The organism is Paraburkholderia phytofirmans (assembly GCF_046028095.1).
GTDB lineage: Bacteria > Pseudomonadota > Gammaproteobacteria > Burkholderiales > Burkholderiaceae > Paraburkholderia > Paraburkholderia phytofirmans_A.
Window position 1 is genome coordinate 644210 of the sequence record NZ_JAQQDJ010000004.1, and the last position, 25852, is coordinate 670061.

21 protein-coding genes and 1 riboswitch are annotated in these 25852 nt (G+C 61.2%); of the genes, 9 read left to right on the top strand and 12 right to left on the bottom strand.

What is annotated here, in order from left to right; genetic code table 11:
- Positions 1 to 347: 347 nt before the first annotated feature.
- The 3 genes from PQR54_RS15515 (at position 348) to kdgD (ending at position 4157) form a co-directional block, all read left to right on the top strand.
- Positions 348 to 1679 (top strand): MFS transporter, encoded by a 1332-nt coding sequence (locus PQR54_RS15515; protein WP_408247037.1) that lies wholly within the window; start codon positions 348 to 350, stop codon positions 1677 to 1679.
- 132 nt (positions 1680 to 1811) lie between these two features.
- Positions 1812 to 3161, top strand: a complete 1350-nt coding sequence (gene gudD / locus PQR54_RS15520) for a glucarate dehydratase (protein WP_408247039.1) — start codon at positions 1812 to 1814, stop codon at positions 3159 to 3161.
- Between the two features lie 78 nt (positions 3162 to 3239).
- Complete coding sequence (gene kdgD / locus PQR54_RS15525; RefSeq protein WP_408247041.1) at positions 3240 to 4157, top strand: 5-dehydro-4-deoxyglucarate dehydratase; 918 nt, start codon at positions 3240 to 3242, stop codon at positions 4155 to 4157.
- A 150-nt stretch (positions 4158 to 4307) separates the two neighbouring features.
- Here the strand turns inward: kdgD and PQR54_RS15530 are convergent, their stop codons facing one another.
- Positions 4308 to 5816, bottom strand: a complete 1509-nt coding sequence (locus PQR54_RS15530) for an MFS transporter (protein ID WP_408247192.1) — start codon at positions 5814 to 5816, stop codon at positions 4308 to 4310.
- Positions 5817 to 6255: 439 nt separating this feature from the next.
- On the opposite strand from PQR54_RS15530, the gene PQR54_RS15535 reads away from it, so the two are divergent.
- A complete protein-coding gene (locus PQR54_RS15535; protein WP_408247043.1) occupies positions 6256 to 6564 on the top strand; it encodes a DUF4148 domain-containing protein in 309 nt (102 codons plus the stop codon).
- Positions 6565 to 6696: 132 nt separating this feature from the next.
- Here the strand turns inward: PQR54_RS15535 and betA are convergent, their stop codons facing one another.
- The 3 genes from betA to PQR54_RS15550 form a co-directional block, all read right to left on the bottom strand.
- Positions 6697 to 8388: a choline dehydrogenase gene (gene betA / locus PQR54_RS15540; protein WP_408247045.1), complete on the bottom strand. Its 1692-nt coding sequence runs from the start codon at positions 8386 to 8388 to the stop codon at positions 6697 to 6699.
- Positions 8389 to 8431: 43 nt separating this feature from the next.
- Positions 8432 to 9958 (bottom strand): purine-cytosine permease family protein, encoded by a 1527-nt coding sequence (locus tag PQR54_RS15545; protein WP_408247047.1) that lies wholly within the window; start codon positions 9956 to 9958, stop codon positions 8432 to 8434.
- Between the two features lie 128 nt (positions 9959 to 10086).
- Positions 10087 to 11595 carry an aldehyde dehydrogenase family protein gene (locus tag PQR54_RS15550; RefSeq protein ID WP_408247049.1) on the bottom strand — a complete coding sequence of 503 codons (1509 nt, stop codon included), beginning with the start codon at positions 11593 to 11595 and terminating at the stop codon, positions 10087 to 10089.
- A 184-nt stretch (positions 11596 to 11779) separates the two neighbouring features.
- Here PQR54_RS15550 and PQR54_RS15555 point away from each other — a divergent pair, with 184 nt between their 5' ends.
- Positions 11780 to 12706: a LysR family transcriptional regulator gene (locus PQR54_RS15555; protein ID WP_408247051.1), complete on the top strand. Its 927-nt coding sequence runs from the start codon at positions 11780 to 11782 to the stop codon at positions 12704 to 12706.
- A 13-nt stretch (positions 12707 to 12719) separates the two neighbouring features.
- On the opposite strand, the gene PQR54_RS15560 is transcribed toward PQR54_RS15555, so the two are convergent.
- Entirely contained in the window at positions 12720 to 13859 is a 1140-nt protein-coding gene (locus PQR54_RS15560; RefSeq protein ID WP_408247053.1) for a branched-chain amino acid ABC transporter substrate-binding protein, read from the bottom strand.
- A gap of 228 nt (positions 13860 to 14087) precedes the next feature.
- Between PQR54_RS15560 and PQR54_RS15565 the strand changes: the two genes are divergently transcribed.
- Positions 14088 to 15011 carry a LysR family transcriptional regulator gene (locus PQR54_RS15565; protein WP_408247055.1) on the top strand — a complete coding sequence of 308 codons (924 nt, stop codon included), beginning with the start codon at positions 14088 to 14090 and terminating at the stop codon, positions 15009 to 15011.
- An 11-nt stretch (positions 15012 to 15022) separates the two neighbouring features.
- Here PQR54_RS15565 and speB read toward each other — a convergent pair whose 3' ends face one another.
- Positions 15023 to 16000, bottom strand: coding sequence for an agmatinase (gene speB, locus PQR54_RS15570; protein ID WP_408247057.1), 978 nt, complete (start codon positions 15998 to 16000; stop codon positions 15023 to 15025).
- Positions 16001 to 16296: 296 nt separating this feature from the next.
- Positions 16297 to 16387: riboswitch (glycine riboswitch) on the top strand.
- Positions 16388 to 16533: 146 nt separating this feature from the next.
- Between speB and PQR54_RS15575 the strand changes: the two genes are divergently transcribed.
- A complete protein-coding gene (locus tag PQR54_RS15575; protein WP_408247059.1) occupies positions 16534 to 17808 on the top strand; it encodes a D-amino acid dehydrogenase in 1275 nt (424 codons plus the stop codon).
- Positions 17809 to 18018: 210 nt separating this feature from the next.
- Here PQR54_RS15575 and PQR54_RS15580 read toward each other — a convergent pair whose 3' ends face one another.
- Positions 18019 to 18474 carry a type II 3-dehydroquinate dehydratase gene (locus PQR54_RS15580; protein ID WP_012426006.1) on the bottom strand — a complete coding sequence of 152 codons (456 nt, stop codon included), beginning with the start codon at positions 18472 to 18474 and terminating at the stop codon, positions 18019 to 18021.
- A gap of 61 nt (positions 18475 to 18535) precedes the next feature.
- A complete protein-coding gene (locus tag PQR54_RS15585) occupies positions 18536 to 19912 on the bottom strand; it encodes an MFS transporter (protein WP_012426007.1) in 1377 nt (458 codons plus the stop codon).
- A 237-nt stretch (positions 19913 to 20149) separates the two neighbouring features.
- On the opposite strand from PQR54_RS15585, the gene PQR54_RS15590 reads away from it, so the two are divergent.
- Complete coding sequence (locus PQR54_RS15590; RefSeq protein WP_408247062.1) at positions 20150 to 20932, top strand: IclR family transcriptional regulator; 783 nt, start codon at positions 20150 to 20152, stop codon at positions 20930 to 20932.
- On the opposite strand, the gene PQR54_RS15595 is transcribed toward PQR54_RS15590, so the two are convergent.
- The 4 genes from PQR54_RS15595 to PQR54_RS15610 form a co-directional block, all read right to left on the bottom strand.
- A complete protein-coding gene (locus tag PQR54_RS15595; protein ID WP_408247064.1) occupies positions 20906 to 22012 on the bottom strand; it encodes an SDR family oxidoreductase in 1107 nt (368 codons plus the stop codon). The two genes, PQR54_RS15590 and PQR54_RS15595, sit on opposite strands and share 27 nt — an antisense overlap.
- A 51-nt stretch (positions 22013 to 22063) precedes the next feature.
- The gene (locus PQR54_RS15600; RefSeq protein WP_408247066.1) at positions 22064 to 22927 is read right to left on the bottom strand and encodes an intradiol ring-cleavage dioxygenase; all 864 of its coding nucleotides are present in this window, start codon (positions 22925 to 22927) and stop codon (positions 22064 to 22066) included.
- A gap of 107 nt (positions 22928 to 23034) precedes the next feature.
- Positions 23035 to 23712, bottom strand: coding sequence for a hypothetical protein (locus PQR54_RS15605; RefSeq protein ID WP_408247068.1), 678 nt, complete (start codon positions 23710 to 23712; stop codon positions 23035 to 23037).
- A gap of 225 nt (positions 23713 to 23937) precedes the next feature.
- Positions 23938 to 24819, bottom strand: coding sequence for an NmrA family NAD(P)-binding protein (locus PQR54_RS15610; protein WP_408247070.1), 882 nt, complete (start codon positions 24817 to 24819; stop codon positions 23938 to 23940).
- A 116-nt stretch (positions 24820 to 24935) separates the two neighbouring features.
- On the opposite strand from PQR54_RS15610, the gene PQR54_RS15615 reads away from it, so the two are divergent.
- Complete coding sequence (locus tag PQR54_RS15615; RefSeq protein WP_408247072.1) at positions 24936 to 25820, top strand: LysR family transcriptional regulator; 885 nt, start codon at positions 24936 to 24938, stop codon at positions 25818 to 25820.
- Positions 25821 to 25852: the final 32 nt, after the last annotated feature.

Here is a 25852-nt window from a genome sequence, read left to right on the forward strand (position 1 = left end):
AGCCATCATAGCGTTTGTCCGGATGAGAACGTTTTGATTCGCGCGTTCGCGATGGTTTGCGGAGACGCGGTTCGGGCTCCGGGTGTTCAATGAGGGATAGGTGATTTGATTGTCATCAGACATCCTAGTTCATCAATAGTTTTTCGTCCTCATTAGGCCTGATTGCCCCGATTATAAGGGTATTCAAGGCATTTTTCAGGGTAAACACCGCGTTGGAGCCAGCCGCCAAACGCAGTAGACTGTCGTCAGACAACGTATCACACGTTTCGAAACCGCGAATCGGCCAGCACGAACGTGCCGCGTTGCGCTCGATCAGGCCGCTTGAGTGGCCAAAACTGGAGACAACCTTGACGTCTGCTCTCACCACCGCCGCCGACCCGCTCGAATCAGCGGTCTCCAAGGTCAAGCGGCACGTGCTGCCGCTGTTTCTGATCATGTTCATCGCGAACTACATCGACCGCGTGAACATCGGCTTCGTCAACTCGCACATGCAGACCGACCTCGGCATCGGCGCCGCGGCTTACGGCCTCGGAAGCGGTTTGTTCTTTATCGGCTACGCGCTGTTCGAGGTGCCGTCGAACGTGTTGATGCAGAAGTACGGCGCGCGCGCATGGCTCACCCGCATCATGGGCACGTGGGGCCTGGTCGCGGCGGCGATGGCGTTCGTCTGGAACGACACCTCCTTCTATGTGTTGCGCTTTCTGCTCGGCGTTGCCGAAGCCGGCTTCTTTCCCGGCGTGGTCTTTTACTTCACGCAGTGGCTGCCGCAGAAGGATCGCGGCAAGGCGGTGGCGGTTTTTCTCGGCGGCTCCGCGCTTGCGTCGGTGTTGTCCGGTCCGATCACCGGCAGCTTGCTGTCGATTCGCGGCTTCGGTTTGCACGGCTGGCAATGGATGTTTCTTGTCGAAGGCGGTTTTTCGATCGTGTTATGCGCGGTGAGCTGGACGCTGCTGAAGTCGCGTATTCGCGACGCCTCGTGGCTCACGGCTGAAGAGCAGCATGTGCTCGAAACGTCGATCGCGGCCGAGCAAGCCGAACGCGAAGCGCACGGCGGCGCGCATCTTCCGGCCATGAAGCTGCTGAAGGATCCGCAGATTCTGCTGTTCTGCTTTCTGTACTTCGCGATTCAACTGACCATCTATGCGGCCACGTTCTGGCTGCCCACGATCATCCGCAAAATGGGCGGTCTGTCCGACTTCGAAGTCGGTATGCTCAACGCGATTCCGTGGCTCATCGCCATGTTCGCGATGTACTGCTTCGCGTTGTTGTCGGCGAAATGGCGTTTCCAGCAGGCATGGCTGGCCGTGGCGCTCGTCATTGCCGCGTGCGGGCTGTTCGCTTCGACTTCGGGTAACCCGGTGCTGTCGTTCGTGGCGATCTGTTTCTCGGCGATCGGCTTCAAGGCGGCGGCTTCGCTGTTCTGGCCGATTCCGCAGGGTTATCTGGACGCACGTGTGGCCGCGGCGGTGATCGCGCTGATCAACTCGGTGGGCAATCTCGGCGGCTTCTTCGCGCCGGCCGCGTTCGGTTATATGCAGCAGCACACCGGTTCGATTACCGGCGGCCTGTACGGCCTCGCCGTGGCTTCGTTGATCGCGGCGGCGGCCGGTTTCCTGACCCGCAACCGGCGCGTGAACCGCGACGCGCTGCCGGAATCGCTCCAGCATAAAGCTCACTGACTACACTCACTGACAGAACCGCTCAGCATGCGCCAACTCATTTCCAGTTTCCGTCCGGTGCCGGTGTCGAGCGCGATCGCACAGCGCTTCGATTTGCGCCGCCCGGCTCACTAACTCATCGGATCCAACATCATGTCCACGAAATCTTCCGAACTGAACGCCACTCCCGTCGTCACTGAACTGCGTGTCGTGCCTGTCGCCGGACGCGACAGCATGTTGCTCAATCTGAGCGGCGCGCATGGCCCGTTCTTCACGCGCAATATCGTCATTCTGCGCGACAGCGCGGGACACACCGGCGTCGGTGAAGTGCCGGGCGGGGAGAGCATCCGCAAGACCATCGACGACGCGCGGCCGCTCGTCGTCGGTCAGTCGATCGGCAATCTGCAGGCGGTTCTGAACAAGGCGCGCACGCAATTCGCCGACCGCGACGCGGGCGGCCGCGGTTTGCAGACCTTCGATCTGCGCACCACGATTCACGCGGTGACCGCGCTCGAAGCCGCGCTACTCGATCTGCTCGGCCAGCATCTGGGCGTGCCCGTCGCCGCATTGCTCGGCGAAGGCCAGCAACGCGACGAAGTGGAAATGCTCGGCTATCTGTTCTATATCGGCGACCGCAAGAAGACCGACCTCGAATACGCGAGCGGCGCCGATGGCCGCGACGACTGGGAGCGCGTGCGCACCGAAGAAGCCATGACGCCCGAGGCGGTCGTGCGTCTGGCCGAAGCCGCGCAGGCGCGCTACGGCTTCAACGACTTCAAGCTCAAAGGCGGCGTGCTGCCCGGCGACGCCGAGATCGAAGCCGTCACCGCACTCGCCGAGCGTTTCCCGAAGGCACGCGTCACGCTGGACCCGAACGGCGCCTGGTCGCTGGCGGAAGCGGTGCGTCTGTGCCGCGACCAGCACGACGTGCTCGCCTACGCGGAAGATCCGTGCGGCGCCGAAAACGGTTATTCGGGCCGCGAGGTGATGGCCGAATTCCGCCGCGCGACCGGCTTGCCGACAGCAACCAACATGATCGCCACTGACTGGCGCCAGATGGGTCACGCGATCCAGTTGCAGTCCGTGGATATTCCGCTGGCCGATCCGCATTTCTGGACCATGCAGGGCTCGGTGCGCGTCGCGCAGATGTGCAACGACTGGGGCCTCACGTGGGGCTCGCACTCGAACAATCACTTCGACATTTCGCTCGCGATGTTCACGCACGTGGCGGCCGCCGCGCCCGGCAAGATCACCGCGATCGACACGCACTGGATCTGGCAGGACGGCCAGCGTCTGACGCGCGAGCCGCTGCAGATCGTCGGCGGCAAGGTCAAGGTGCCGCAGGCCGCGGGACTCGGTATCGAACTCGACATGGACGAGCTCGAGAAGGCGCACGCGCTTTATCAGCAGCACGGCTTGGGCGCGCGCGACGACGGCGTGGCCATGCAATATCTGATTCCGAACTGGAAGTTCGACAACAAGCGCCCGTGTCTGGTGCGCTGAACCAATCGATGATCCGGGTGGCGGCGCGGATAACCGTGCACGCCCACCACACTTGAAGCCTTAAACGCCATACACGCCATGACTTCACCTCAAGAACTCAAAGCCATCGTTTCCGAAGGGCTGTTGTCCTTTCCCGTGACCGACTTCGACGCGCACGGCGAGTTTCGCGCCGACACCTATGCGAAGCGCCTCGAATGGCTCGCGCCCTACGGCGCGACCGCGCTGTTCGCCGCGGGCGGCACGGGCGAATTCTTCTCGCTGACGAAAACCGACTACACGAACGTGATCCGCGCGGCGACCGACACCTGCCGAGGCAAGGTGCCGATTCTCGCGGGCGCGGGCGGCCCCACGCGCGTGGCCATCGAATACGCGCAGGAAGCCGAACGTCTCGGCGCAAGCGGCGTGTTGTTGATGCCGCATTATCTGACCGAGGCGTCGCAGGAAGGCATCGCGGTGCACGTGGAGCAGGTGTGCAAATCCGTGCCGAACATGGGCGTGATCGTCTACAACCGCGCCAATTCGAAACTGAACGCGGACATGCTCGAACGTCTCGCGGACCGCTGCCCGAATCTGATCGGCTTCAAGGATGGCGTGGGTGAAATCGAAGCGATGGTGACGATTCGCCGTCGCCTCGGCGACCGTTTCTCGTATCTCGGCGGCCTGCCGACCGCGGAAGTCTATGCGGCGGCGTATAAGGCGCTGGGCGTGCCGGTGTATTCATCGGCGGTGTTCAACTTCATTCCGAAGACGGCGATGGAGTTTTACCGCGCGGTCGCTGCCAACGATCATGCAACGCAAGGCAGGCTGATCGACGAATTCTTCCTGCCGTATCTGGCGATCCGGAATCGTCGCGCGGGTTACGCGGTGAGCATCGTGAAGGCGGGCGCGAAACTGGTGGGCCACGACGCCGGTCCGGTCCGCGCACCGCTGACCGATTTGACTGATGAAGAGTTGGCGCAACTCGATGCGCTGATCAAAAAGCTCGGCGCGCAGTAAGCGGGGCGCTGGGTTTCCGCCAATACAACGCCGCGATGTTCATGCGGCGTTCGTCTCAACGGTTAGTGGACCGTTCGCCGTGATTCCAACGCATTAACGGGTGCCGCTTTAAGTCTTCACGCAGCATGCGCCAGGACTCAACCGCCGCCTTCAACTCTTGCGAAACACCACGTGCGAAATCCGCTGCACCAGCAACGCGGCCGCTAGCGCCGCGACTGCAGTCAGCCACACGCCGATATGGATCGACTGCACCAGCGCATCGCGCGCCGTGTCGATCAACGCGAGCGTATTGAGCCCTGACGGCTTCATATCCGCGATCAGCTTCAGACGCGACGCTTCGTCGATAAGTATGCGCAGATCGACGAAGCGAGGCTGCCATTGCGACGCGGCCGGCTCGCCGAGCACGCTGATCGTGCGCGTGACCACATCGCGGTAATGATGCTGCACCACGGTCGCGACAATGCTCGTGCCCAGCATCCCGCCCACCATGCGCGTGGATTGCAGCAGCGCTGTCGTGATGCCGAAGCGCTCGCGTCCGGCAATCTCCTGACCGAACACATTCAGATTGTTGAGGATGAAGCCGAGGCCGATACCGACCGCGGCCATCGGCAATTCGATCCAGACGTGCGGCGTGTCCGGATTCGCGAACGCCAGCGCGATGGCAGCGAACAGCAGCAGCGCGAAGCCGATCGACAAAATTTGCGTCGGCTTCTTCATGTGAATCACGATGCGCGTATTCAGCAGACTGCCGAGCGCGATACAGGCGGCGATGGGCGTGGCGAGCAGGCCGGCCTGTTGCGGCGACAACCCGAAGCCGCCTTGCAACAGCAGCGGCGCGAAGAAGATCAGCGAGAACATCACGAAGCCGGACAGCATGCCGAGCGTGAACAGCGTGACGAGTTGCGGGTCCTTGAACAGGTCGAGCGGAATGATCGGATGCGTGGCGCGCTTCTCGCAAATGAGCAGAGCGATTGCGCCCACGACTACGCAAGCGGCCAGCGTGAGATTGCCGGCGGTCAGGCCGTTCTTTGGCACGGCCTCGATAAAAGCCTGCAGACCGCCGAGCACGGCCGCGACCAGCGCCGCGCCGAGCCAGTCGATTTTGACTTCGCCTTCATGCGGACGCCGGAAGGCCGGCAGATGCGCCCAGATGAAGTAGAGTGCCGCCGCGCCGACCGGCAGATTGATTAGGAAGGTCGAGCGCCAGCCCCAGTGTTCGCTCATCCAGCCGCCGAGCGAAGGACCCGCGGCGGTGCCGATGCCGTATGCTGCGGCCATCACCACTTGCCAGCGTACGCGCGCCCGCGGATCGGGAAACAGATCGGGAATCGAGGCGAACGCGGTGCCCACCATCATCCCGCCGCCGACGCCTTGCAAGCCGCGCGCGATGACGAGAAACAGCATGTCGTTCGCGACGCCGCAGAGCACCGAGGCCACCGTGAAGGTGATGACGGCGGCGATCACGAAGCGCTTGCGGCCGAAGTAGTCGCCGAGCCGCCCGAACACCGGCACCGTTACTACTGACGCCAGCAGATACGCGCTGGCGATCCACGCGTAGTACTCGAAGCCATGCAACTCGGCGACGATGGAAGGCAGTGCGGTACTGACGACCGTCTGATCGAGTGCGACCAGCATGTTGACGAGGCCGATGCCGAGCATGGCGAACAGGGCGTTGCGGAACGGCAGGGCAGTGGCGGTCGGGTTCACGGATCTGAGGAGAAGGCTTTGCAAAGGGGACGCTGCGCGGCCGGCGCAGGTCAGGGTCCTGACGACTGATGTCCTCTAGTTGTCTGACCTCTTGAGAGGGGATTATACGGGTTTTCCCTCATCCGGGCTGTTCGCGTCAATTTGCGAGCAAAAATGTCGGACTGTGACGCACGGCGGGTAAGGGGAGTTGGCAGGATTGGTATGCGGTTCGCTAGACTCGACAGCACAGCGTTCTCTGCACTGCCGGTATAGCGGGAAATCTAGGGACTGCTGCGGCGCAGTCGGCTCCCGACAGCGCCGCAATGGAGGATTGTTTCGTGCGGGGCAGCGGCCCGCTTATCGGCCGCTTGACGCCGCTGTCCTGTGTCGTTTGAATGAATGGAGAAGTGAGATGAAGAACCCGCCGAAAATGCGGCCGATGCTTTCCGCGCTAGTTTTATTGCTCGCAGGCTGCGCGGTGGGCGGCAGCCAGCAAAGCGCGTCGCACTTAAGCGCATTGCAGTGCCAGGACCTGGCCGCGCTCAAGAACAACGCCCCTCCGACGCCGGAGCGAAGCCGCAGCGAGCTCGCCGCCCTAAGGAAAGCTGGCTACGACCCATCGAGGTGGTTCGACCCGCACTACCCCGAGGATCTGCAAGCGGCGCAGCGCCAGGTCGACAGTTGGTTCGCGGCGGAATGCCAGCATGCGCCGCCCGCTTGATGTGAAACATCGCCTGATGGTGAGGAGGGTGGCGCTCGGCGCGCCTAGGCTAGCGCTCTTTGGTCATGGGAGCGGCATCATCTCTACCCGATAGTCGGACAACGCCCCCGGTTCGCCAATACTGCAATCGGCCTATTCGACAAACAGATTCCGCGTCGGCGCATGCGTACGTTGCCGAGTCTCCCATCCCTCGGCCAGCCCCACATCCGCGTCGGACGCGGGCAACATGGGGATTGCGCGAAGCAGATCGGACGCACGTTCGGCGAGCATTATCGTCGGCGCATTCAGATTGCCATTGGGCTCGGTCGGGAATACGGATGAATCGATCACTCGCAGCCCTTCCATGCCACGAACCCGCAACTCGGAATCGACCACGGCCATGTCATCCTCCCCCATGCGGCACGAACCGCACGGATGCATCGTGCTTTCCAGATTCGCCCTGACGAAAGCGTCGATCTGCTCATCCGTTTGCACATGCGGACCGGGAGCGAGTTCGGCGTCGCGAAACCGGTCCATCGCCGGCTGCCCGATGATTTCTCTCGTCAACCGGACGCAGCGTCGAAAGCCCTCGCGGTCCTCTTCGCGGTCCAGATAGTTGAAGCGAAGCTCCGGATGCGTATAGGGATCCGCCGACTTCGCCCTGACGTAGCCACGGCTCTTAGGTTTGTTCGGCCCGGTCAATATCATGAACCCGTGTCCCTTGAACGGCTTGTCGCCGTCGTAGCGCATGGCGGCGGGCAAGAAATGGAACTGAATGTCAGGCCAGCGCAATCCCGCTTCCGAGCGGATGAATCCGCCGGCCTCGAAATGGTTGCTTGCCCCAAGTCCATCCTTGAACAGGAGCCACCGCAGCCCGATCATGAATTTGCTGAACGGGTCCATTTTCGCGTTGAGGGTAACGGGCTCCTTGCAGGCATACTGAATATAAATTTCCGCATGATCCTGCAGATTTTCGCCCACGCCGGGCAAGTGATGTCTCACCTGAATGCCCGCCGTGCGCAGCACCTCGGCCGGCCCTATTCCGGAGCGTTGCAGCAGGTGAGGCGAACCGATCGGGCCGGAGGCGATCAACACTTCGGCACGGCATCGCACCACGTGCGTGCGTCCGCCCTGATCGTACTCGACCCCGACCGCTCGCTTGCCTTCGAGAATCACGCGGCGGGTCATCGCATTCGTCACCACGGTCAGATTGGGGCGCTTCATGGCGGGGCGCAAGTAAGCATTAGCAGTAGACCAGCGCACACCGTCCTTGACCGTCATATGCATTGCGCCAAAGCCTTCCTGCATATGACCATTGCAGTCTTCCGTCTTGATGTATCCGGCCTCTGAGCCTGCCTCGATCCAGGCGCCGTACAGCGGATTCGCCATGTTGTTGCCGTTGTTCGTGGACAGTGGTCCGGCCGCGCCCCGGTACTCGTCGCCACCGAACTTGTAGTTCTCAGCGCGCCTGAAATACGGCAGACAGTTGCGATAGCCCCAGCCTCGCGCGCCCAACTCTTCCCATTCGTCGAAGTCGCAAGCGTGGCCGCGAATATAAACGAGGCCGTTGATCGACGACGATCCGCCCAGCACCTTGCCGCGCGGGCAATGCAATTGACGGCCGTTCAGATGAGCTTCGGGGGCGGTCTGATAGCGCCAGTTGTACTTCGACGTATTCATCGGCATGGAAAACGCGCTCGGCATCTGAATGATGACACTGCGATCGCTTCCGCCGTATTCCAACACCAGAACACGGACGGCCGGGTCCTCGGTGAGCCGGTTGGCCAGTACACACCCGGCCGATCCAGCGCCCACTATGATGTAATCGAATTGCTCGGTAGCCATGATATTTGCCTGCTTCGTGGATCTTGATGGGATCGTCTATGGTTCAGTAGCGACCTTTGTCGCCGGTGGTGTACTGCGGTGAGGTTTTCTCGATGGAGGCAATAACGGATTCTTCGTGCTTCAGATCGAGCGAGCGCGACAACACGTAGTACGCGAGGCCCGAGACCAGCAGACCGACCAGCCAGGCCAGGTCGACGCTACCCATCGCGCGGGCCAGCGGTCCGACATACACTTCGTTAGCGCCGTCGAGCACACAGAAGAACGGAATCATCGAAACGAATCCGATCGCGTAAGCAGTCAGACCGCGCGAGCCCCATGTGCCGTACAGATTGTTGTGAGGCAGGAAGAAGTGAGGAATGGCATAGCGACCCTTGCGAACGAAGAAGTAGTCCGTCAGATTGACCGCGGTCCAGGGCACGAGAAAATACAGCATCACCACCAGGTAGATATTCAGCACGGAAAGACCTTTCCCCGACGTATAGATGCTTAGCGCCACGCCGAGTTGAAGGATCACCACGAAGATAATCGCGAGAACGCGTGTCCTGGGGGTAGGCTGGAGTTTCCGGAATGAATCGACGGCGGTGATAGCGGTCAGTTTTGCGCTGTATATGTTCATCGCGATGACCGGTAGAAATGCCAGGATCGTGACGCCAACCACCACGCTGCCCATCCCCGGTGCGAGATCGTTGCCCACCTGATTCAACGCGACCAGCACATCGGTCGCTTGCAGATGGTCCGCCAGCCAGCCGCCAATCGCGATCATCCACGCACCCGAAAGCGATGCGCCAAGGAACACGGCCGCAATCAGTTTGCCGCTCGGCGTGTTCTTCGGCAGGTAGCGCGAATAGTCGGATACATACGGTGCGTAGGCGATGTTGTAGCTGGCGGCCGCTGCGAACTGTGCGATAAAAGCGATCCAGCCGAAGCCCAGCGGCGCCGGTGCCACCGCCCCCGGCGCGACAGCGGGAAGCGGCACGTCATGCACCCAATGCATCAGCACGGCCACCGTGACGAGTCCATAAAGGGGCAGCGACAGATACAACGCCCATTTGAAACTCCGGTGCATCCAGTCGTGACCGAGAATCGCCAGGATCGAAGCCGGCAGAGTGACAGCCAGCGCCACCTTGACAGGGTCCCAGTTGAACAGTGCTTTTAGGCCTTGCATCATCAGCACGAGGTTGACGATATTGAATCCGGCAAACACAAATAGCGTAGCCAGCAGCACGACGATGACCCCGCGATAGCCGAACTGCGCTCTCGACTGAATCATCTGCGGCAAGCCGAGGTGAGGGCCTTGCGATCCGTGAAAGGCCATGAACAAGGTGCCGAACATGATGCCCAGCGTGCCGGCTATGGTGGTCCACAGCGCGCTCAGTCCAATGCTGGGACCGACAAAGCCAATGGTCATGGTAAAGAAAGTGAAATTACCCAGAAACCAGAAAGGTCCCTGTCTGGATAGCCTGTCTGTTCGTTCGTTATCCGGAATAAAGTCTATCGAATGGCCTTCGATGGCGCCGTGCTCAACTTCCACTACGGCGCCTTTCACTGCTTCGTCTGCTGCTTGCATCATGTACCCCTGACTCGAGTGAGAGGTTGATGGAATGAGAATAGACCGGTCATGCATGTCACACCGCGGTACCCGCTCGCCCGCGCCCGCTGGGCTACGTTCGAATCAGACGCCGGCGGCGATTTGACGGCTCAGTGCAACGTGATCCAGACCGCTTTGCTCTCCATCAGATGATCGAGTTGTTCGGGACCGAGGTCTTTGCCAAAGCCGGATTGCTTGAATCCACCGAATGGCATCGACGGGTCGATGGTGCTGTGCGCGTTGACATAGACCGTGCCGGCGCGTAGCTCTGGAATCAGTCTATGTACGCGGTTCAGGTCGTTGGAATAAATCGCGGCGGCAAGGCCATATGGCGAGTCGTTCGCGAGCTGCAACGCGTCGCTGAGATCGTCGAAGGGTGCGGTCACCAGCACCGGACCAAAGATTTCTTCGCGCACGATCTTCATGTCGCTACGGCAATGCGCAAAGATCGTCGGCTCGACGAAATAACCTGGCCGGTCCAGTAAATGGCCACCATATGCCACTTCCGCGCCTTCGCGTCGCCCGGCTTCGATGTACGACTCGACACGATCCTTCTGGAGCGCGGAAACAAGCGGGCTGATGAAGCAATCCGGATCGAGGCCGGGCGCGATCTTCATCTGACGCGTTTTCTCGATCAGCGCCTCAATGAACTTGTCGTGAATGCCGCGCTGGATGTAAACCCGTGCCCCCGCATCGCACACCTGCCCGGAATTAAAGAAGATGCCGTTTGCTACGGCTTGAGCAGCCGCCTCGATATCGGCGTCCGCCAGCACCAGCACCGGCGATTTGCCGCCGAGTTCGAGCGTGATGCGTTTGATGCCATCCACGGCCGTGTGCCCGACCGTGCGGCCCACTTCGGTGGAACCCGTGAACGTGATCTTGTCGATGCCCGGATGGGCCGCCATCGCCGCGCCAATATCGCGTCCTCGCCCCGTGACGACGTTGACGACGCCGTCCGGAATCCCGGCCTCCTGCACCAACTCCGCGAAGCGCAGCGTCGACAACGAGGTCAGTTCGGCCGGTTTGATGACGGTTGTGCAACCTGCGGCGAGCGCGGCCGCCACCTTCCAGGCCATGGTTTGCAGCGGGAAGTTCCAGGGGACGATGACGCCGACGACACCAATCGGTTCCTTGCGCGTATAGGCAACGTAATCGCCCGGCAATGAGGGTTCTACCGTGCGGCCATGGAGCTTCGACGCCCAACCCGCAAAATAACGGAAAGTGTCGATCGTGCCCTGAACGTCGACGTCACGCGCGTTCGCGACTGACTTGCCTACATCGATCGATTCGATCTCGGCCAACTCCGATGCATTCGCCTCGATCAGATCGGCGAGGCGATGGAGCAGTCGTTCACGCTCAAGGGGCTTGAGCTTTCGCCACGGTCCACCGTCGAATTGTTTGCGAGCAGCTTCGATCGCGCGATCCAGATCGGCGGTCGTCGCCAAAGGAATGTGCGTGATCACGCCGCCGGTGGACGGTTCGAGCACCGCGCACGATTCCCGCTCGCCTTGTGAAACCCAGGCACCTCCAATAAACATCTTCTGCGGCCTGGTAAGAAACCTTTGCGTCTCTTCGCGGATTCCGAACGTCTCCAGATAATTTTGTACGACTTTATCCATCGTTGTCTCCTGTGTTATGGATTAACGCCGCTCACAGACCATCGGAAAACATCGATATAAACGTGGCTTGTGGCAGCGCGGCCTTTTGAGAGACTATGAGCGACACGACCGCGGGAAAAAATCACGTGGATCAGATGTTCATATCGGAAATATCGAAGCAAGCGGTTGAAACGGAGCGACGACAGTGATCCAGTTGCAGGACGTGGACCTCAAGCTATTGCGGGTGTTCATGACGGTGGTGCGGTGCGGAGGCTTTTCCGCCGCCCAGGCCACCCTGAACGTCAGCCAGTCGACCATCAGCGAACAGATGACGACGCTCGAAACGCGCCTGGGGCTCAAGCTTTGTGAGAGGGGGCGCAGCGGTTTTCGTCTTACCGAACACGGTACGGCGACTTACGAGGCGGCGCAGCGGTTGCAACTGGCGGTCGAAAATTTCTGCATGGATACGGACGCGCTCAAGAAGAACGTCTCAGGGAGGCTGTACCTCGGCATCATCGACAATACGGTGACCGACTCGGCTTCACCGCTGCCGCAGGCACTGCGGGCGTTCGTATCGAGGGGGCACGATGTGCATCTGGACGTCTATGTGGGTATGCCTGCGGAACTGGAGGAGCGCGTACTCGATGGCCGGTTGCACATCGCAGTCGGGCATTTCCCGTTGCACGTACCAGGGCTCAATTACACCGACCTGTATAGCGAACCGGACGGTCTGTATTGCGGGAAGCAACACGTGCTCGCCGGCCTCCAGCCCGACGATGCCTCACTCAACGAGGCCATTGCGTCCAGTCGCGTGGTCGCGCGCGGCTACCTGCAGCAGCACGATCTGCGCATGCTCAGCGTTAGTAGAGCCGCGGCGACCGTGGACAACATCGAGGCGCAGGCTATTCTGATTCTATCGGGCGCTTACGTCGGATTTCTGCCGATCCATTACGCTGCCCGCTGGGTCGCGCGCGACGAAATGCATCGTATATGCCCCGGCCAGTTCGGCACCCAATGGCCCTTCTGCGCAATCACGAAGCGGGCCGCCGTGTCCCCTACCATCCTGCAGGTTTTCATGCTGGATTTGATGGAAAGCTACCGTCTGGCCCAGCAGGCAGCGAACGCGGCGTAGGGGCTACTTGGATCTAGGGCTGGGAAGACGCCAGCGGCGTCGGCTCACCGTTTCGATAGGTATAAATGGTGATGGGCGAGTCCTTCAGATCGCGGTTCGGGTCGAATCGATAATGCCCTGAAACCCCTTGATAATCGATGCCGGCGAGTGCAGCACGATACTGTGCCGGTTCGACGGCATTGGCCTTTTGCATGGCCCGCGCGACAATGTTCATGCCGTCGTACAACGCGGCACTGTAAGTCAACGGATCGGTATTGAAGCGCTGTTTGTAGTCCGCCTTGAACTGCCGCCCTTCCTGCGTCTGATCGAGGACGGGACCGCCTTGCGGACAATACACGCCCGCATCGACCGTATCGCCGCCGACTTTCGCCAGTTCGGCATTGCACATGGCATCGCCGCCGAGCAGATAACCGTTCATCGCGAGACGTTTCATCTGTTTGCGCAGCGCTCCGGCTTGCGCGTAATAGCCGCCGTAGAAAATCCCTTCCGCGTCGGCGCCTTTGATGTGGGTGAGGATCGAGACGAAATCGGTCGCCTTGTCGGTCGTATATTCACGATCCACAACCTCGATGCCGTTGGCTTTGGCTGCGTTGATAAATTCGTCGGCGAGACCCTGGCCGTACGCGGTCCGGTCGTCGATCACGGCAATCCGTTTGATCTTCAACTTTTTGGCCGCGAATTCGCCCATGCGGCTGCCAAGCTGCGTATCGCTGGCGGAGATGCGAAACACGAACGGATAGCCGTGTTGCGTGATCGACGGGTTCGACGCGACGGTCGCCATCACGATTCCCGCGACATTCACCAGGTTTGAAATCGGAATCGCGACGCCCGAATTGAACGGCCCAAAGATGACCTTCACATTGTCGTCGACGAGGCGTTGCGCAACCGTCATGCCGGTACGTGGATCGGCGGCATCATCTTGCGAGACCAATTCAAAGCGGGTCTTCTGACCGCCGATCACCAGCCCCTGAGCATTCAGACGCTCGATCGCCATCCTGAGGCCGTTTTCGTCGTCCTTGCCAATGGCGGCCTGCGGGCCGGTCAAGGGTCCGGTCAAGCCGATTTTCACCACCTGCTCGCCCGCCGCCGCGTGCGCCGACACCATGCTCAAAGCGACTGCTGTCAACCATGAACCCGCGTTCATTTTTCTCATCGTGCTCTCCTCACATCGTGAAGTATCAAATCGCCCTGCCTCCGGAGGTGGCGGACGCGCTGCGCTTTGGCCTGGAAAATATCCCATTGCAACCCCACTGTCCGTTTGCCTTCATGGAACTCGCGACAGCGCGGTTGACAGCAATTCTGTGTAGCCAAATTCCCCAATAAAATGCACCATTGATGAAACACATTTCGGTAATTTCCGAAGTAACCAAGGGACGGCACGATGCAAGTTCAGGACACGGATCTCAAGCTGTTGCGGATCTTCGAAACCATCGTCCGTAGCGGCGGGTTCGCCGCGGCGCAGCCGGTTCTCAACATTGGCGCGTCGAGCATCAGCGAATACATGTCGCAGTTGGAGACACGCCTCGGACTACGACTGTGCGAGCGCGGACGCGCGGGTTTCCGGCTGACTGACGAAGGGGCGGAGCTGCATGCCGCCGCGCAACGTCTGCTCGGCGCGGTCGATACGTTTCAGATGGAAGCAGGCTCGTTGCGCAATCAGCTTTCCGGCGTGTTGCGCTTCGGCATGATCGAAGCAACCTTGACCGACAAAGACTCGCCGCTGCCGGCAGCAATCCGGGAGTTTGGCCAGATGGCGCCCGAGGTCCGTCTGCATGTGCAGATCGACACGCCTGGCAGCATGGAGCGGCACGTGCTGGACGGGCGCCTGCATCTGGCCGTGGGGCCATTTCCCGCACAGATTCCCGGTCTCGACTACTTGCCGCTTTATAGAGAGGAGCAAGGGCTCTACTGTGCATCGACCCACTCGTTATACGAGCGGGCGGGCGGTCGCGTCCCGGTGTCGGTACTCAGCAAACAACGCCTCGCTGCGCGTGCCTACCTCGGCAGCCAGGAGCTGAAGCTGCTGCACATGGCACAGGCCGCGGCCTCGGTCGACAACGTCGAAGGCCGCGCGATGCTCATCCTGTCGGGCAATTATGTGGGCTTTCTGCCGCCTCACTATGCGCAGCCTTGGGTCGAAAGTGGACTACTGGCACGCATCGATCCCGAGCACTATGTGACACATCTGGACTTTCAGATCATCACGCGCAAAGGCGCCGAATCGGCGCGAGTCGTGCAGGCTTTTTGCAACCAGCTGCGCGCGGCGGCAAAAAAAGTCGGCCGGGCCGCGCGCAGCAGTAAATAGCCAACCAGAACTTAACGGGAACGGTTTCGTTTGACTTTGCGTTGATGCATCACGCGGCCAATCGTATTCAGCAGCAGTTGCGCCGCCAGGATCGACGTGGAGCCTGAATGGTCGTAGTCGGGTGCGACTTCCACGAGGTCGATGCCGATCACGTCACCCTGCTCAGCAAGGCCCGCGAAGAGTTCGAGTCCTTCGTAATACAGCAGGCCGCCGTGGCTCGGCGTACCCGTGCCGGGCGCGATCGACGGATCGAAGCCGTCGATATCGATGGTCAGGTAATAGCGCACGCCCTTCGGGATACGGTCCAGAACGCCCTGGATGCCAAGGCGCCGAAGGTCGCGTACCGAGATAATGTCCGAGCCCATTTCGCGTGCCTGCGCATAGCCTTCGCGCGCGGTAGACGACACGTTGCGGATGCCGATCTGCGTCATGCCCGACACCACGCTTTTTTCCGCCGCACGCCGCAGCGGATTACCGTGGCCGTGGCGCACGCCGTGGCGCTCGTCGACGAAATCGAGGTGAGCGTCGATATGGACGATGTGAAACGGCTCCTGACCTTCGAACGCATTGATGCACGGGATGTTGATCGAGTGATCGCCTCCCATCACCACCGGCAACGCGCCCGCCGCCAGGATCTTTCGCACGCCGTACTCGATGTTGGCGTGACTCTTCTCCGTGTTGGTGTGCACCATGTCCGCATCGCCGATATCGACAATGCGAACTTCATTGCTGGGCAAGTAGACGACGTCGTCCTCAAAGTCGTACGCGCCGCCGTGTCCGAACGAGAACAGTGTGGATGCATCGCGGATCGAGCGCGGACCGAACCGTGCACCCGCCCGCCACTGCGTACCGCAATCGAAAGGCGCGCCCATCACCGCAACGTCCGCATCGATTTTGTCCCAGTCGAGACACAGCGGGGATTTCGCGAACGTGCAGATTCCAACAAAGGGCAAATTGAGCCGACCGGTTTCGTAACTGTTTTCAGACATGATATTGCTTCCGTCCTGGTGTTGGTTCAGATAGGTGCGGCGCACCGGCCGCTCTATTCACCGCCGCGGCGTCGTTCGTTGTGACGAGCTGGCGGTGCATCTGGAACTGAGTCTATGCAAACAATTTCGACGGAAAAATGCCAATAATCAGAAACACACTTCGGGAGAATCCGAAGCATTTGTAGATACCTCCGGATCGCCACGGGGCTGCCATGAGCGCGGACGGGAAGTTGACTGCCGTCTATTTGAAAAGACTTGCTGTCAATTCTTTGAGGTAGTAGCCTTGCGCTGTTCTACAACGAAGCACGGGAGAGATCGTCCACCCGCGACGACGCCGACGGAGCAACCGCCCCGGAAACTCTCAGGCAAAAGGACCGTGCAGCGAGAACATCTGGAGAGCGGCGCACGCGCGCCCACCGAAGGGGAGCTATGACCGTAACCGGTCATGGCGAAACTCTCAGGTACATGGACAGATGGGGCATTGGCGCCGGTAAATATCGGCCGGCGATGCTCAACTAACACTGGACCATGTCATGTCCCATATCGCCATCATTGGCGCCGGAATTACGGGCGTCACCACTGCTTACGCCCTCGCCCGGCGCGGTTACCGCGTCACCGTTCTCGAACGTCATCGCTATGCGGCAATGGAAACGTCATTTGCCAACGGCGGACAACTATCGGCCAGCAACGCCGAAGTCTGGAACAGCCGCTCCACAGTGCTGAAAGGCCTGCGTTGGATGTTTAGCCGCGACGCGCCACTCCTCATGAATCCGAAGCCGAGTTGGCACAAGTACAGCTGGATCGGTGAGTTCCTGCGCCAGATTCCGAACTATCGCAGCAACACGATCGAAACGGTACGGCTGGCCATTGCTGCACGCGAGCACATGTTCTCGATCGCAGAGCGGGAGCGCATCGATTTCGACCTCGAACGACGTGGCATTCTGCATTTCTATGCCACCCGTAAGGAGTTCGATGCGGCGACAAAGGTCAATGCATTGCTGCGTGAAGGCGGCCTTGAGCGGCGCCCGGTGACCCCCGACGAAATCCGCGCCCTCGAGCCCACGCTTCATGGGCAGTTCCACGGTGGCTTCTTCACCGAATCGGATTCGACCGGCGACATTCACAAGTTCACGCGTGGTCTAGCTGAAGCCTGCGTGCGTTTGGGGGTCGAGTTCCGCTACGACACGAGCGTGCAGTCCATTTCCGAGGCGGCAGACGGTGAATTGACGATTGCTTTCGCGCACGAAGGTCAGACCGATACGGATAACTTCGACCGGGTCGTGATTTGTGCGGGTGTCGGAAGTCGTGCGCTAGCCGCGTATGTGGGAGACCACGTGAACGTCTATCCGGTAAAGGGCTATTCGATCACGGTGTGTCTCGATGACACAGAAAGCCAGCAAGCCGCGCCCTGGGTCAGCCTGCTCGACGACAACGCCAAGATTGTCACCAGCCGTCTCGGCGTCGATCGCTTCCGTGTTGCTGGAACGGCTGAACTGAACGGCTTGAACCGTGACATTCGTTCTGATCGGATCCAGCCACTCGTCAACTGGACGCGGACTCATTTTCCGGACATGTCGACGGCGCGCGTCGTTCCGTGGGCTGGCCTGCGCCCCATGCTGCCGGGCATGTTGCCCAAAGTGGGCGCCGGCCGCCGACGCAACATTTTCTACAACACCGGACACGGGCATTTGGGGTGGACCCTCTCGGCAGCGACTGCGGAAGCTGTTGCGGAACTCGTGGCCGGCAGTATGCCCAACTCGACGAGCGTGAAGCCCACGAGAAAGCGAACAGACCTGCACCCCGCATGAAAAGCGTCGCAGCTTTGCCTCAGATTTGCTCGCACCCGCTGAACTAGGTCTGGTGTCAGTGCCTGTTAGAGGCAATTGGCTTTTGGTTCCGAATCAAGGGAGTGCATCGGCGCTCCCTTGATCCAGGCAGTCCGGATGGCCGATGAAACGAGGTGACAACGGACGCATGCGTCGCGCGGCACCCACCACCCGGCCTGCTCCTCGACGCTCTCAGCCGAAGCTCGGACTTTTCCCGAGCGCCATCGCCATCGCCTGCAGCGCGACGAGATACCCGTTCGCACCGAGTCCGCAAATCACACCAGTCGCCGCGCGCGAGACCAGCGAATGGCGGTACGTTTCATCGCGCTTGTGAATGTTGGTGATGTGCAGCTCGATCAACGGTCGCTCGATCAGCTTGACCGCGTCGAAGACCGGCACCGACGCGAACGAAAAGCCAGCGGGATTGATGATCACCGCGGCGTCGCGTTCGAACGCTTCCTGCAGCCAGTCGACCATGGTGGCCTCGCTGTTGGTCTGGCGGAACTCGCATTGAAGTTCCAGCCTGACCGCGAGCGCCTCCACCTGCTGCTGGATCTGCGCGAGCGTGGTCGTCCCGTACAGATGCGGCTCACGCTTGCCGAGCATGTTGAGGTTCGAGCCATTCAGTACATATACGAGTTCAGTCATTGTTCGATCGCCTGTTTGCATAATTTCGATGATTCAGCGTGGCGCCGCAGCGCCGCGCGTATTACGTGCGATGGCTGTTGCTCACGTGCGCCGGCGTAAAGTCCGCTTCGCCCGTGACGGCCGCCGTCGAGTCGGTGCGGTTCATGTCGATGCCGAGGGTTTCGCGCGCCGTCAGGATCATCACGAGCGAAATCACGTTGAAGACCACGCACACGGCGACCACACCCCACGGCGAGCCGTTGCACACCGAGAAAAGCCATACCGCCAGCACCGGCATCGGACCACCCGCCACCAGATTCGCACCGGTATAGGCGAGCGCGGAGCCGGAGTAGCGCACATTGGTCGGAAACGCTTCGGCGAACGCGACCGGCTGAATGCCGCTTTGAAACTGCGTGAAGCCAAGGAAGAAGCCCATCGCCGCAAGCATCGGCACAAAGCTTTTGGTGTCGAGAATCTGGAAGTACACGAACAGCATCAGCAAGGTTGCGATTGAACCGATCGCGAGCGCCTTCTTGCGGCCGATCTTGTCGCTGAGCATGCCGCCGGCAAGCGCGCCGACGATCGCGCAAACATTCGCGCCCATCAGCAACAGAAAGCCGGTTTGCTTCGGGATAGCGAGCGTCTTCGTGATGTAGCTGAGCGAGAACACCACGATCAGGTAGAAGATCGCCGCGGGTCCACAGAAGAACAGCATCCAGCGCAGCACGGTTCTCCAGTGCAGGCGCAATGCATCGCGCAGCGGGCTGCCCACGTGTACGACTTCCGTTTTACGCAGCGCGACGAAGGCGGGCGTCTCGCTGACTCGCAAGCGGATATACACGCCGACCACCACGAGGATGAAGCTCAGTATGAAAGGAATGCGCCAGCCGTACGAATCGAACGCCTGCGCCGACATCATGGACGACAGCAGAAGCAACACGCCGTTGGCCATGATCTGACTCAGCGGCGAACACAGGCCCAGCAGCCCGGAGTACTTGCCGCGCCGGTCGGCGCTGGCGTGTTCGATTGCCATCAACTGCGCGCCGGTCGACTCGCCGCCCAGCGCGAAGCCTTGCAGAATACGCAGCAGCACCAGCAGGACCGGCGCCCATACGCCGATGCTCGCGTAGGTCGGCAGCAGGCCCATCAGCATCGAGGCGAGGCCCATCACCGTGACGGTGCCGAGCATGAGGTTGCGCCGCCCGAGCTTGTCGCCCAAATGGCCGCAGATGATCGCGCCCAACGGCCGCGCCGCGAGCCCCACGCCGAAGGTCGCGAGCGAGGCGAGCAGGGCGGAGGTCGAATCCATCGACGGGAAAAACAGCTTGGGCAAAACCGTGGCGGCCAATGCGCCGTAAAGCGTGAAGTCGAACCACTCGAGCGCGGTGCCGACGGCCGCCGCCGTCACCGCTCGCGTGCGCATCGCAGCATGCGTGCCTTGTTGTGTGTCCTGAATCATGTTGTCTCCTTAACCGTCGCCGCACGGGGTGCAAGTCGCAAGCGATGAGCGCTGCTGACCGTTTCCCGCTCTCTTGTCTGATCGATGAACTCGGGGCGCTCTCAACTCGCTGTGCGCGTCGCGCCGCCTTGAAACCAAGGTTAGCACCCTTGGGTGGGATGCCGTTCCAGGGTGGAATTTCATCTCATAATGTGCAAAACTGGCTGCGCGAAGAACTCAGAAAAGGTGGAGACCGGCATGCCAGGCGTTACGGAACGCACCCTCGCGGTACTCGAATTTCTCGCCACGCAGATGGAGGGCACGCCGCTCGCGATGATCGCGGACGAGCTCGATATTCCGCGCAGCGCGTGCCATCGGCTGCTCGTCGATCTGAAGCAATGCGGTTATGTGCGGCAGTTACGCGAGCATGGCGATTACGTGCTCACCACCAAGCTCGTTGGCCTGGGGCTCGGTTTTCTCGCGACGTCCGGCATCGTCGACATCGCGCAGACGATGCTCGACCGGCTCGCCGAAACATCCGGCGAACTGGTGCGGTTGGCAATTGTCGACGGCGACCGGCTGACGTGGGTCGCCAAGGCGCAGGGCGCGCTGAAGGGTTTGCGCTACGACCCGGACATGGGCATGGACACCATCCTTTCATGCAGCGCCACGGGCCACGCATGGATGATGACGATGACCGACGAACGCGCGCTCGAACTCGTCACGCGGCAGGGCTTCGGGCAACCGAAACAATACGGTCCGAATGCGCCGACCACGATCAGCGGACTGCTGAAGTTCGTGCACGCCGCACGCGAACGAGGCTACGCGACGATCAACGAAGTCTTTGCTCCCGGCATGACGGCAATGGCCGCGCCCGTGCAGCGGCGCGGCTATCCCGCGATGGGGGTGATCAGTATTGCCGGGCCGCTTGTGCGGCTCGACGAAAAACGCATGGCCAGCCTCGGCTCGACACTGCTCGCGGCGGCCTCGGAACTCGCCGCCGCGAGCCACGCGTCACCGTTGTTCAATCGAAGCCGCTAGCCGTGTGCGCGTATCGCTGGGAATGATGCGCTCCGCCTTCAACCGGTCGAACAGCGCGAAGAACGAGTCGGGCGTGCTCTGATAATCGAGGAAGCCTGCTTGCCGGCTCTTGGTCATATCTGTGAGTACTTCCATCGGGCGGCCAAGGTCCGCGTCGGTGTGCCACCACGAGGCGAGCTTGCCGATATTGGCCTCCTTCAGATCGAAGCGCGCGGCGATCTCGGCCCATGCCTTGCCGGCGTCCTGCATGCGGCCTTCCAGCGGACGTGTTTCGCCGTCGAACGGTACGGCTTCGATCCCGAAGTAGCCGGCGATTTGCGACCACATCCATTTCCAGCGGAACACGTCGCCGTTGACCACGTTGAAGTCTTCGTTGCGCGCTTTCGCGGACGTTGCGGCCCATTCGAGGTGGCGTGCGAGCAGCCGCGCGTCGGTCATGTCGGTGAGGCTGTTCCATTGCGCCGCCGAGCCGGGGAAGATGAACGGCTGGCCGGTCTGCTTGCACAAGGTTGCGTAGACGGCGAGCGTCACGCCCATGTTCATCGCGTTGCCGAGCGCGAAGCCGATGATCGTGTGCGGACGATGCACGCTCCAGCTGAAATCGTAGCGCTGCGCGGCGTCGAATAAACGGTCTTCCTGCTCGTAGTAGAAGTTGTCGACCGGCTGGCGGCCCTGTTCCTCGCGAAACGGTGTGATCGGCACCGCGCCGGTTGCATACGCTTCGAACGGGCCGAGGTAATGCTTGAGTCCTGTCACGAGCGCGGCATGTTGGAGTGTGCCGGATGGACCCACGGCGTCCATCACATGACGCACCATCGCGCCGTTCACGCGAATGTTTTCTTTCTCAGTCGCCTGGCGTGACCACGCGGTGAGGAACACATGACTGAACGCTTGGCCGGCGAGTGCTTTGCTGACGGAGTCGGCCGATTGCAGGTCGGCCGTAATCGATTCGATCGCCGGCGACACTGGCGTGCGTCCGCGCGAAAGTCCGGCGACGTGCCAGCCATTCGAAAGCAGCTGGTCCGCAAGGTTGCCGCCGACAATGCCGCTCGCGCCGATGATGAGTGCTCGTTTTTCCATGGGAGTAAGGCTCGGTAAGGGATGGCTGCTGCGATAAGAGAGTGACCCGCGTCACACGGATCGGTTCAGCACAAAATCGAATTCAAGCGTGCTGAACGGCGTAGTCATGGGCGTACCGTCCGGCGCCGTGCCTGCCTCATGGTGCTTCCACTGTGCAACGAGCGACGAGCGGACGCCGAACACCGCGTCCGAATCGAGGTACTGATCGCCTTCGCGGAACACGTGGGTCACGAGGCGCTCATAGCCCGGCGCCGTGATCATGAAATGCAGATGGGCCGGGCGCCACGGATGCCGGCCGAGCGCTGCGAGCATACGCCCGACTGGTCCATCGTGTGGAATCGGATAAGGCTCGGCGACGATGGAACGGAAGTGATAGCGCCCGTCGGCGAGACTATGGAGCACGCCTCTCGCGCGATGCGTGTCGTCACCGGCATGTTGCACATCGTAGAAGCCGTCCGCGTCTGCTTGCCAGACTTCGATGCGCGCATTGGCCACCGCTTCGCCGTCCGCTCCCTTGACGGTTCCCGACACGAAGCAGGGCTCGCCGCGCGCGCCGTTCGATATGTCGTCGCCGTTTCGGTAGGCGGGCGCGCCTTCGACGAAAAACGGCCCGAAGACCGTCGCTTCCGTGCAGCCCGGCGGCTTGCGGTTCGCCATCGCCGTGACGAGCATCGACAAGCCGAGCGTGTCCGAGAGCAGGATGAATTCCTGGCGCTTGTCGTCGGTGATATGGCCGACGTCGGTGAGAAAACGAATGCCCTGTTCCCATTCGCTCTCGGTCAGATTCACTTCGCGCGCGAAGGCATGCAGATGCCGCACGAGGCTCGTGACGATGGTTTTCAGCCGCTCGTCGTCTGCGTGCGCGTGACGCGCCAGAACCGCTTCGGTGATCGTGTTTTCGTCGAGATTGCGCATGACCGTGGCGTCTCCTTCCTGTCGGTCATGCGATTATCGGCTTGTTTGGAAACGGGCGCAGCCAAGCGGGTTGCGCTGCGCGCGCCGTTTGGATTTGCAGCTTGAAATCAGTGGTTATTCCACCATTCGGTGGCTTTCTGTTTATCCCAGGCGGGCAGCACTTCACGATCGATCGATGCGTTGGTCAGTGCCGGAAAGTCTTTTTTAAATGCCGTCACATCGTCGTCGAATTGATCGCTCACGCTGATATCCCACGTCCCGCCGCTGAAACCCGCCACCGCCTGATCGACCAGCGGAATGACCGGGCCCGCGCGCAATTCACCGTCTTTACGTTCGACGATCGTGGCGTCGATATGGCCGAGATACACAATCGAATTCGGTTTGATTTCGACTACTTCGTGAAGCGGCGTAAAGAACATGCCGTGGAACGGGAATATGCCGCTTTGACCGGTAATGCCGCGCATCACATATTTGCCCGGCGCCAGCGGAAGGCGAATGAAATAATGATTACCCGTGTCGCTCGTCGTGGTGGCCTGATCGTCGAATTTGAAATTCAAACGGTCTTCGCGCGAGTCGGCCGCCCCGCGTTCCATATGCACGACGATAGGACTCGGCTGATAACTCGTGTGATAAGCGTTCTTGAGCGTCACCGTCATTAACGCGTATGAGTTTTTCGTGGTGTCGACCGAACTCGTCGAGGTGGTGGGCGACATGGGGGAAACAGTCGCGCAGCCTGAAGTCAATAGCGTGCCGGCAATGGCAAAGAGTGCGATGTACTTTTTCATTACGAATTGAAAGGGGTGTGGTGTGTACTTGGGCCAGATTTAGAGTTGTTTATGCGGCGCGAATGATGAGGCACACGGCGCATGCCGTGTAAACGACAGCGCGAGAGAAAAACTTGAGCGTGTGTTTATTCGATGGCTTCAGAAACTCCACAATCAATCCGCTTATTCAAAAGCAGTGGTGGGTTGAATCGGGCGACTCATTGCCTCGCCGCTCGATTTAATCGCTCAACCGTTCTTCCAGGCTGCCGCCATCTCCGCCGCGAAGTCCCGATATGAGCGCGGCTGCCGGCCGAGCAGCGTCGCGAGATGATCGATTTGCGCTTGCGATGCGACCGCGCCGTCCTGCTGGTAGCGGCTCATCATCAGACGCATGTCGTAAGCGAGCCAGCCTGGCGCGGCTGCTTTCAAGCGCTGTTCGAGCACGTCGAGGTCATCGCCGCCGTAGCGCACCGTGCGTCCCAGCGCTTCAGCCCAGATCGACACCACGGCCTCCGACGTGATCGCATCAGGGCCGACCAGCTCATAAGCCTCGCGCGGCAAGCGGGTTGCAGACTGCTCGCGGCGCAGCAGCTCGCGCGCGGCGGCCTCGCCGATATCGCGCACGTCGACCATCGAGATACCTTTGGCGCCGATCGGCATACCGTACATGCCATGCGTCAGCAAAGGCTCTTTCTGGCGCACGTCGTTCTGGATGAAATACGCGGGACGCAGCACGGTGGCCGGCAGATCGCAGTGTTCGATCATGCGCTCGACCGTTTGCTTGCCGGTGAAATGCGGCACGTCGACATACTCGGCGCCCTTGAACACCGACAGATACACCACGCCTTTCACGCCGGCTTCGCGCGCCACGCTCAGGGTCTGCAGCGCCTGGGTCAGTTCGTCAGGGGCGTTGGGTGCGAGCAGGAACAGCGTGCTCACGCCGTTCATCGCGCGGCGCAAGCCGTCCACGTCGGACAGGTCGCCTTGGACCGCGGTGACGCCGTCCGGGAATTGCGCTTTCTCCGGTGAGCGAGTCAGCGCGCGAACTTGCGCGCCGCCGCCAGCCAGAAGATGTTCGAGAACCTGCTTGCCGACAACGCCTGTACTGCCGGTTACGAGGATTGCCATGACTTTCTCCTTGAGGTGGATGGGCTGAACGTCAGCCCGTAGACACACAATAGATGTTCCATTTGAGTAACGAAAGTGCAAAAATTCAGACACCTCGTCTCATATGTGGAGCGATCATGGATTTGACGTCACTGGCCGATTTCAATGCGGTTGCGCTGCACGGCGGCTTCGGCCCGGCCAGCCGGGCGCTCGACCGCCCCAAGGCCACGCTGTCGCGGCGCGTGGCGGAGCTGGAGGAAACGCTTGGCGTGCGGCTGATCGAGCGAGGCTCGCGCACGCTGCGGCTGACCGAAGAAGGTCTCGCGCTCCACGAGCGCACGCGGGGGTTGATGGCGGAGATTCAGGAGGCAGGCGAGGCGGTCGCGTCGCGCGCGCCGGTGCCGCGCGGACGATTGCGGATCAGCGCGCCGGTCGTGTTCGCGCACGTGGTGCTGGTGCGGATCGCGACGCGTTTTGCGTTGGCCTATCCGCAGGTCGAACTCGAAGTGGTTGCGGAAGACCGCGTTGTCGATCCGGTTGAGGACGGCTACGACATGGTGATCCGCATCAATCCTGCGCCTGAGCAGCAACTCGTGGGCCGGCGCATTCTCGGCGACGAACTGCTGCTGGTCGCTGCACCCACGATGTCGATACCTCCATGGGCCGCTGGCGATGCTGCCGCGTTGGCGGTGCCCGCGGTCGTGTTGGTGGCGGCATCGGCGAATGCGACGTGGAGCGTGCGCACGGAAAGCGGTCTGAGATCGCTCGCGCCGATGCTGGTGCTGCGGCTCTCATCGCTGCTGATGGTGCGCGACGCGGTGCTCGATGGAGTGGGCGCGGCGATGTTGCCTAAACTGCTGGTCGAGCAGGATGTGGCGGCGGGACGGCTCGTTTGTTGGGGTGTGGCGGATGGACCGCCGGTCGAGATCTGGGCGCTGTACAACTCGCGGCGCTTGCTGAGCGCGAAGGTGCGGGCGTTCATGGATCTGCTGCAGGACTTGCCGGGACGCGAGCGCCAATAGGCTGATGCAGGTGCCGATTGCGGCTTGCTTTT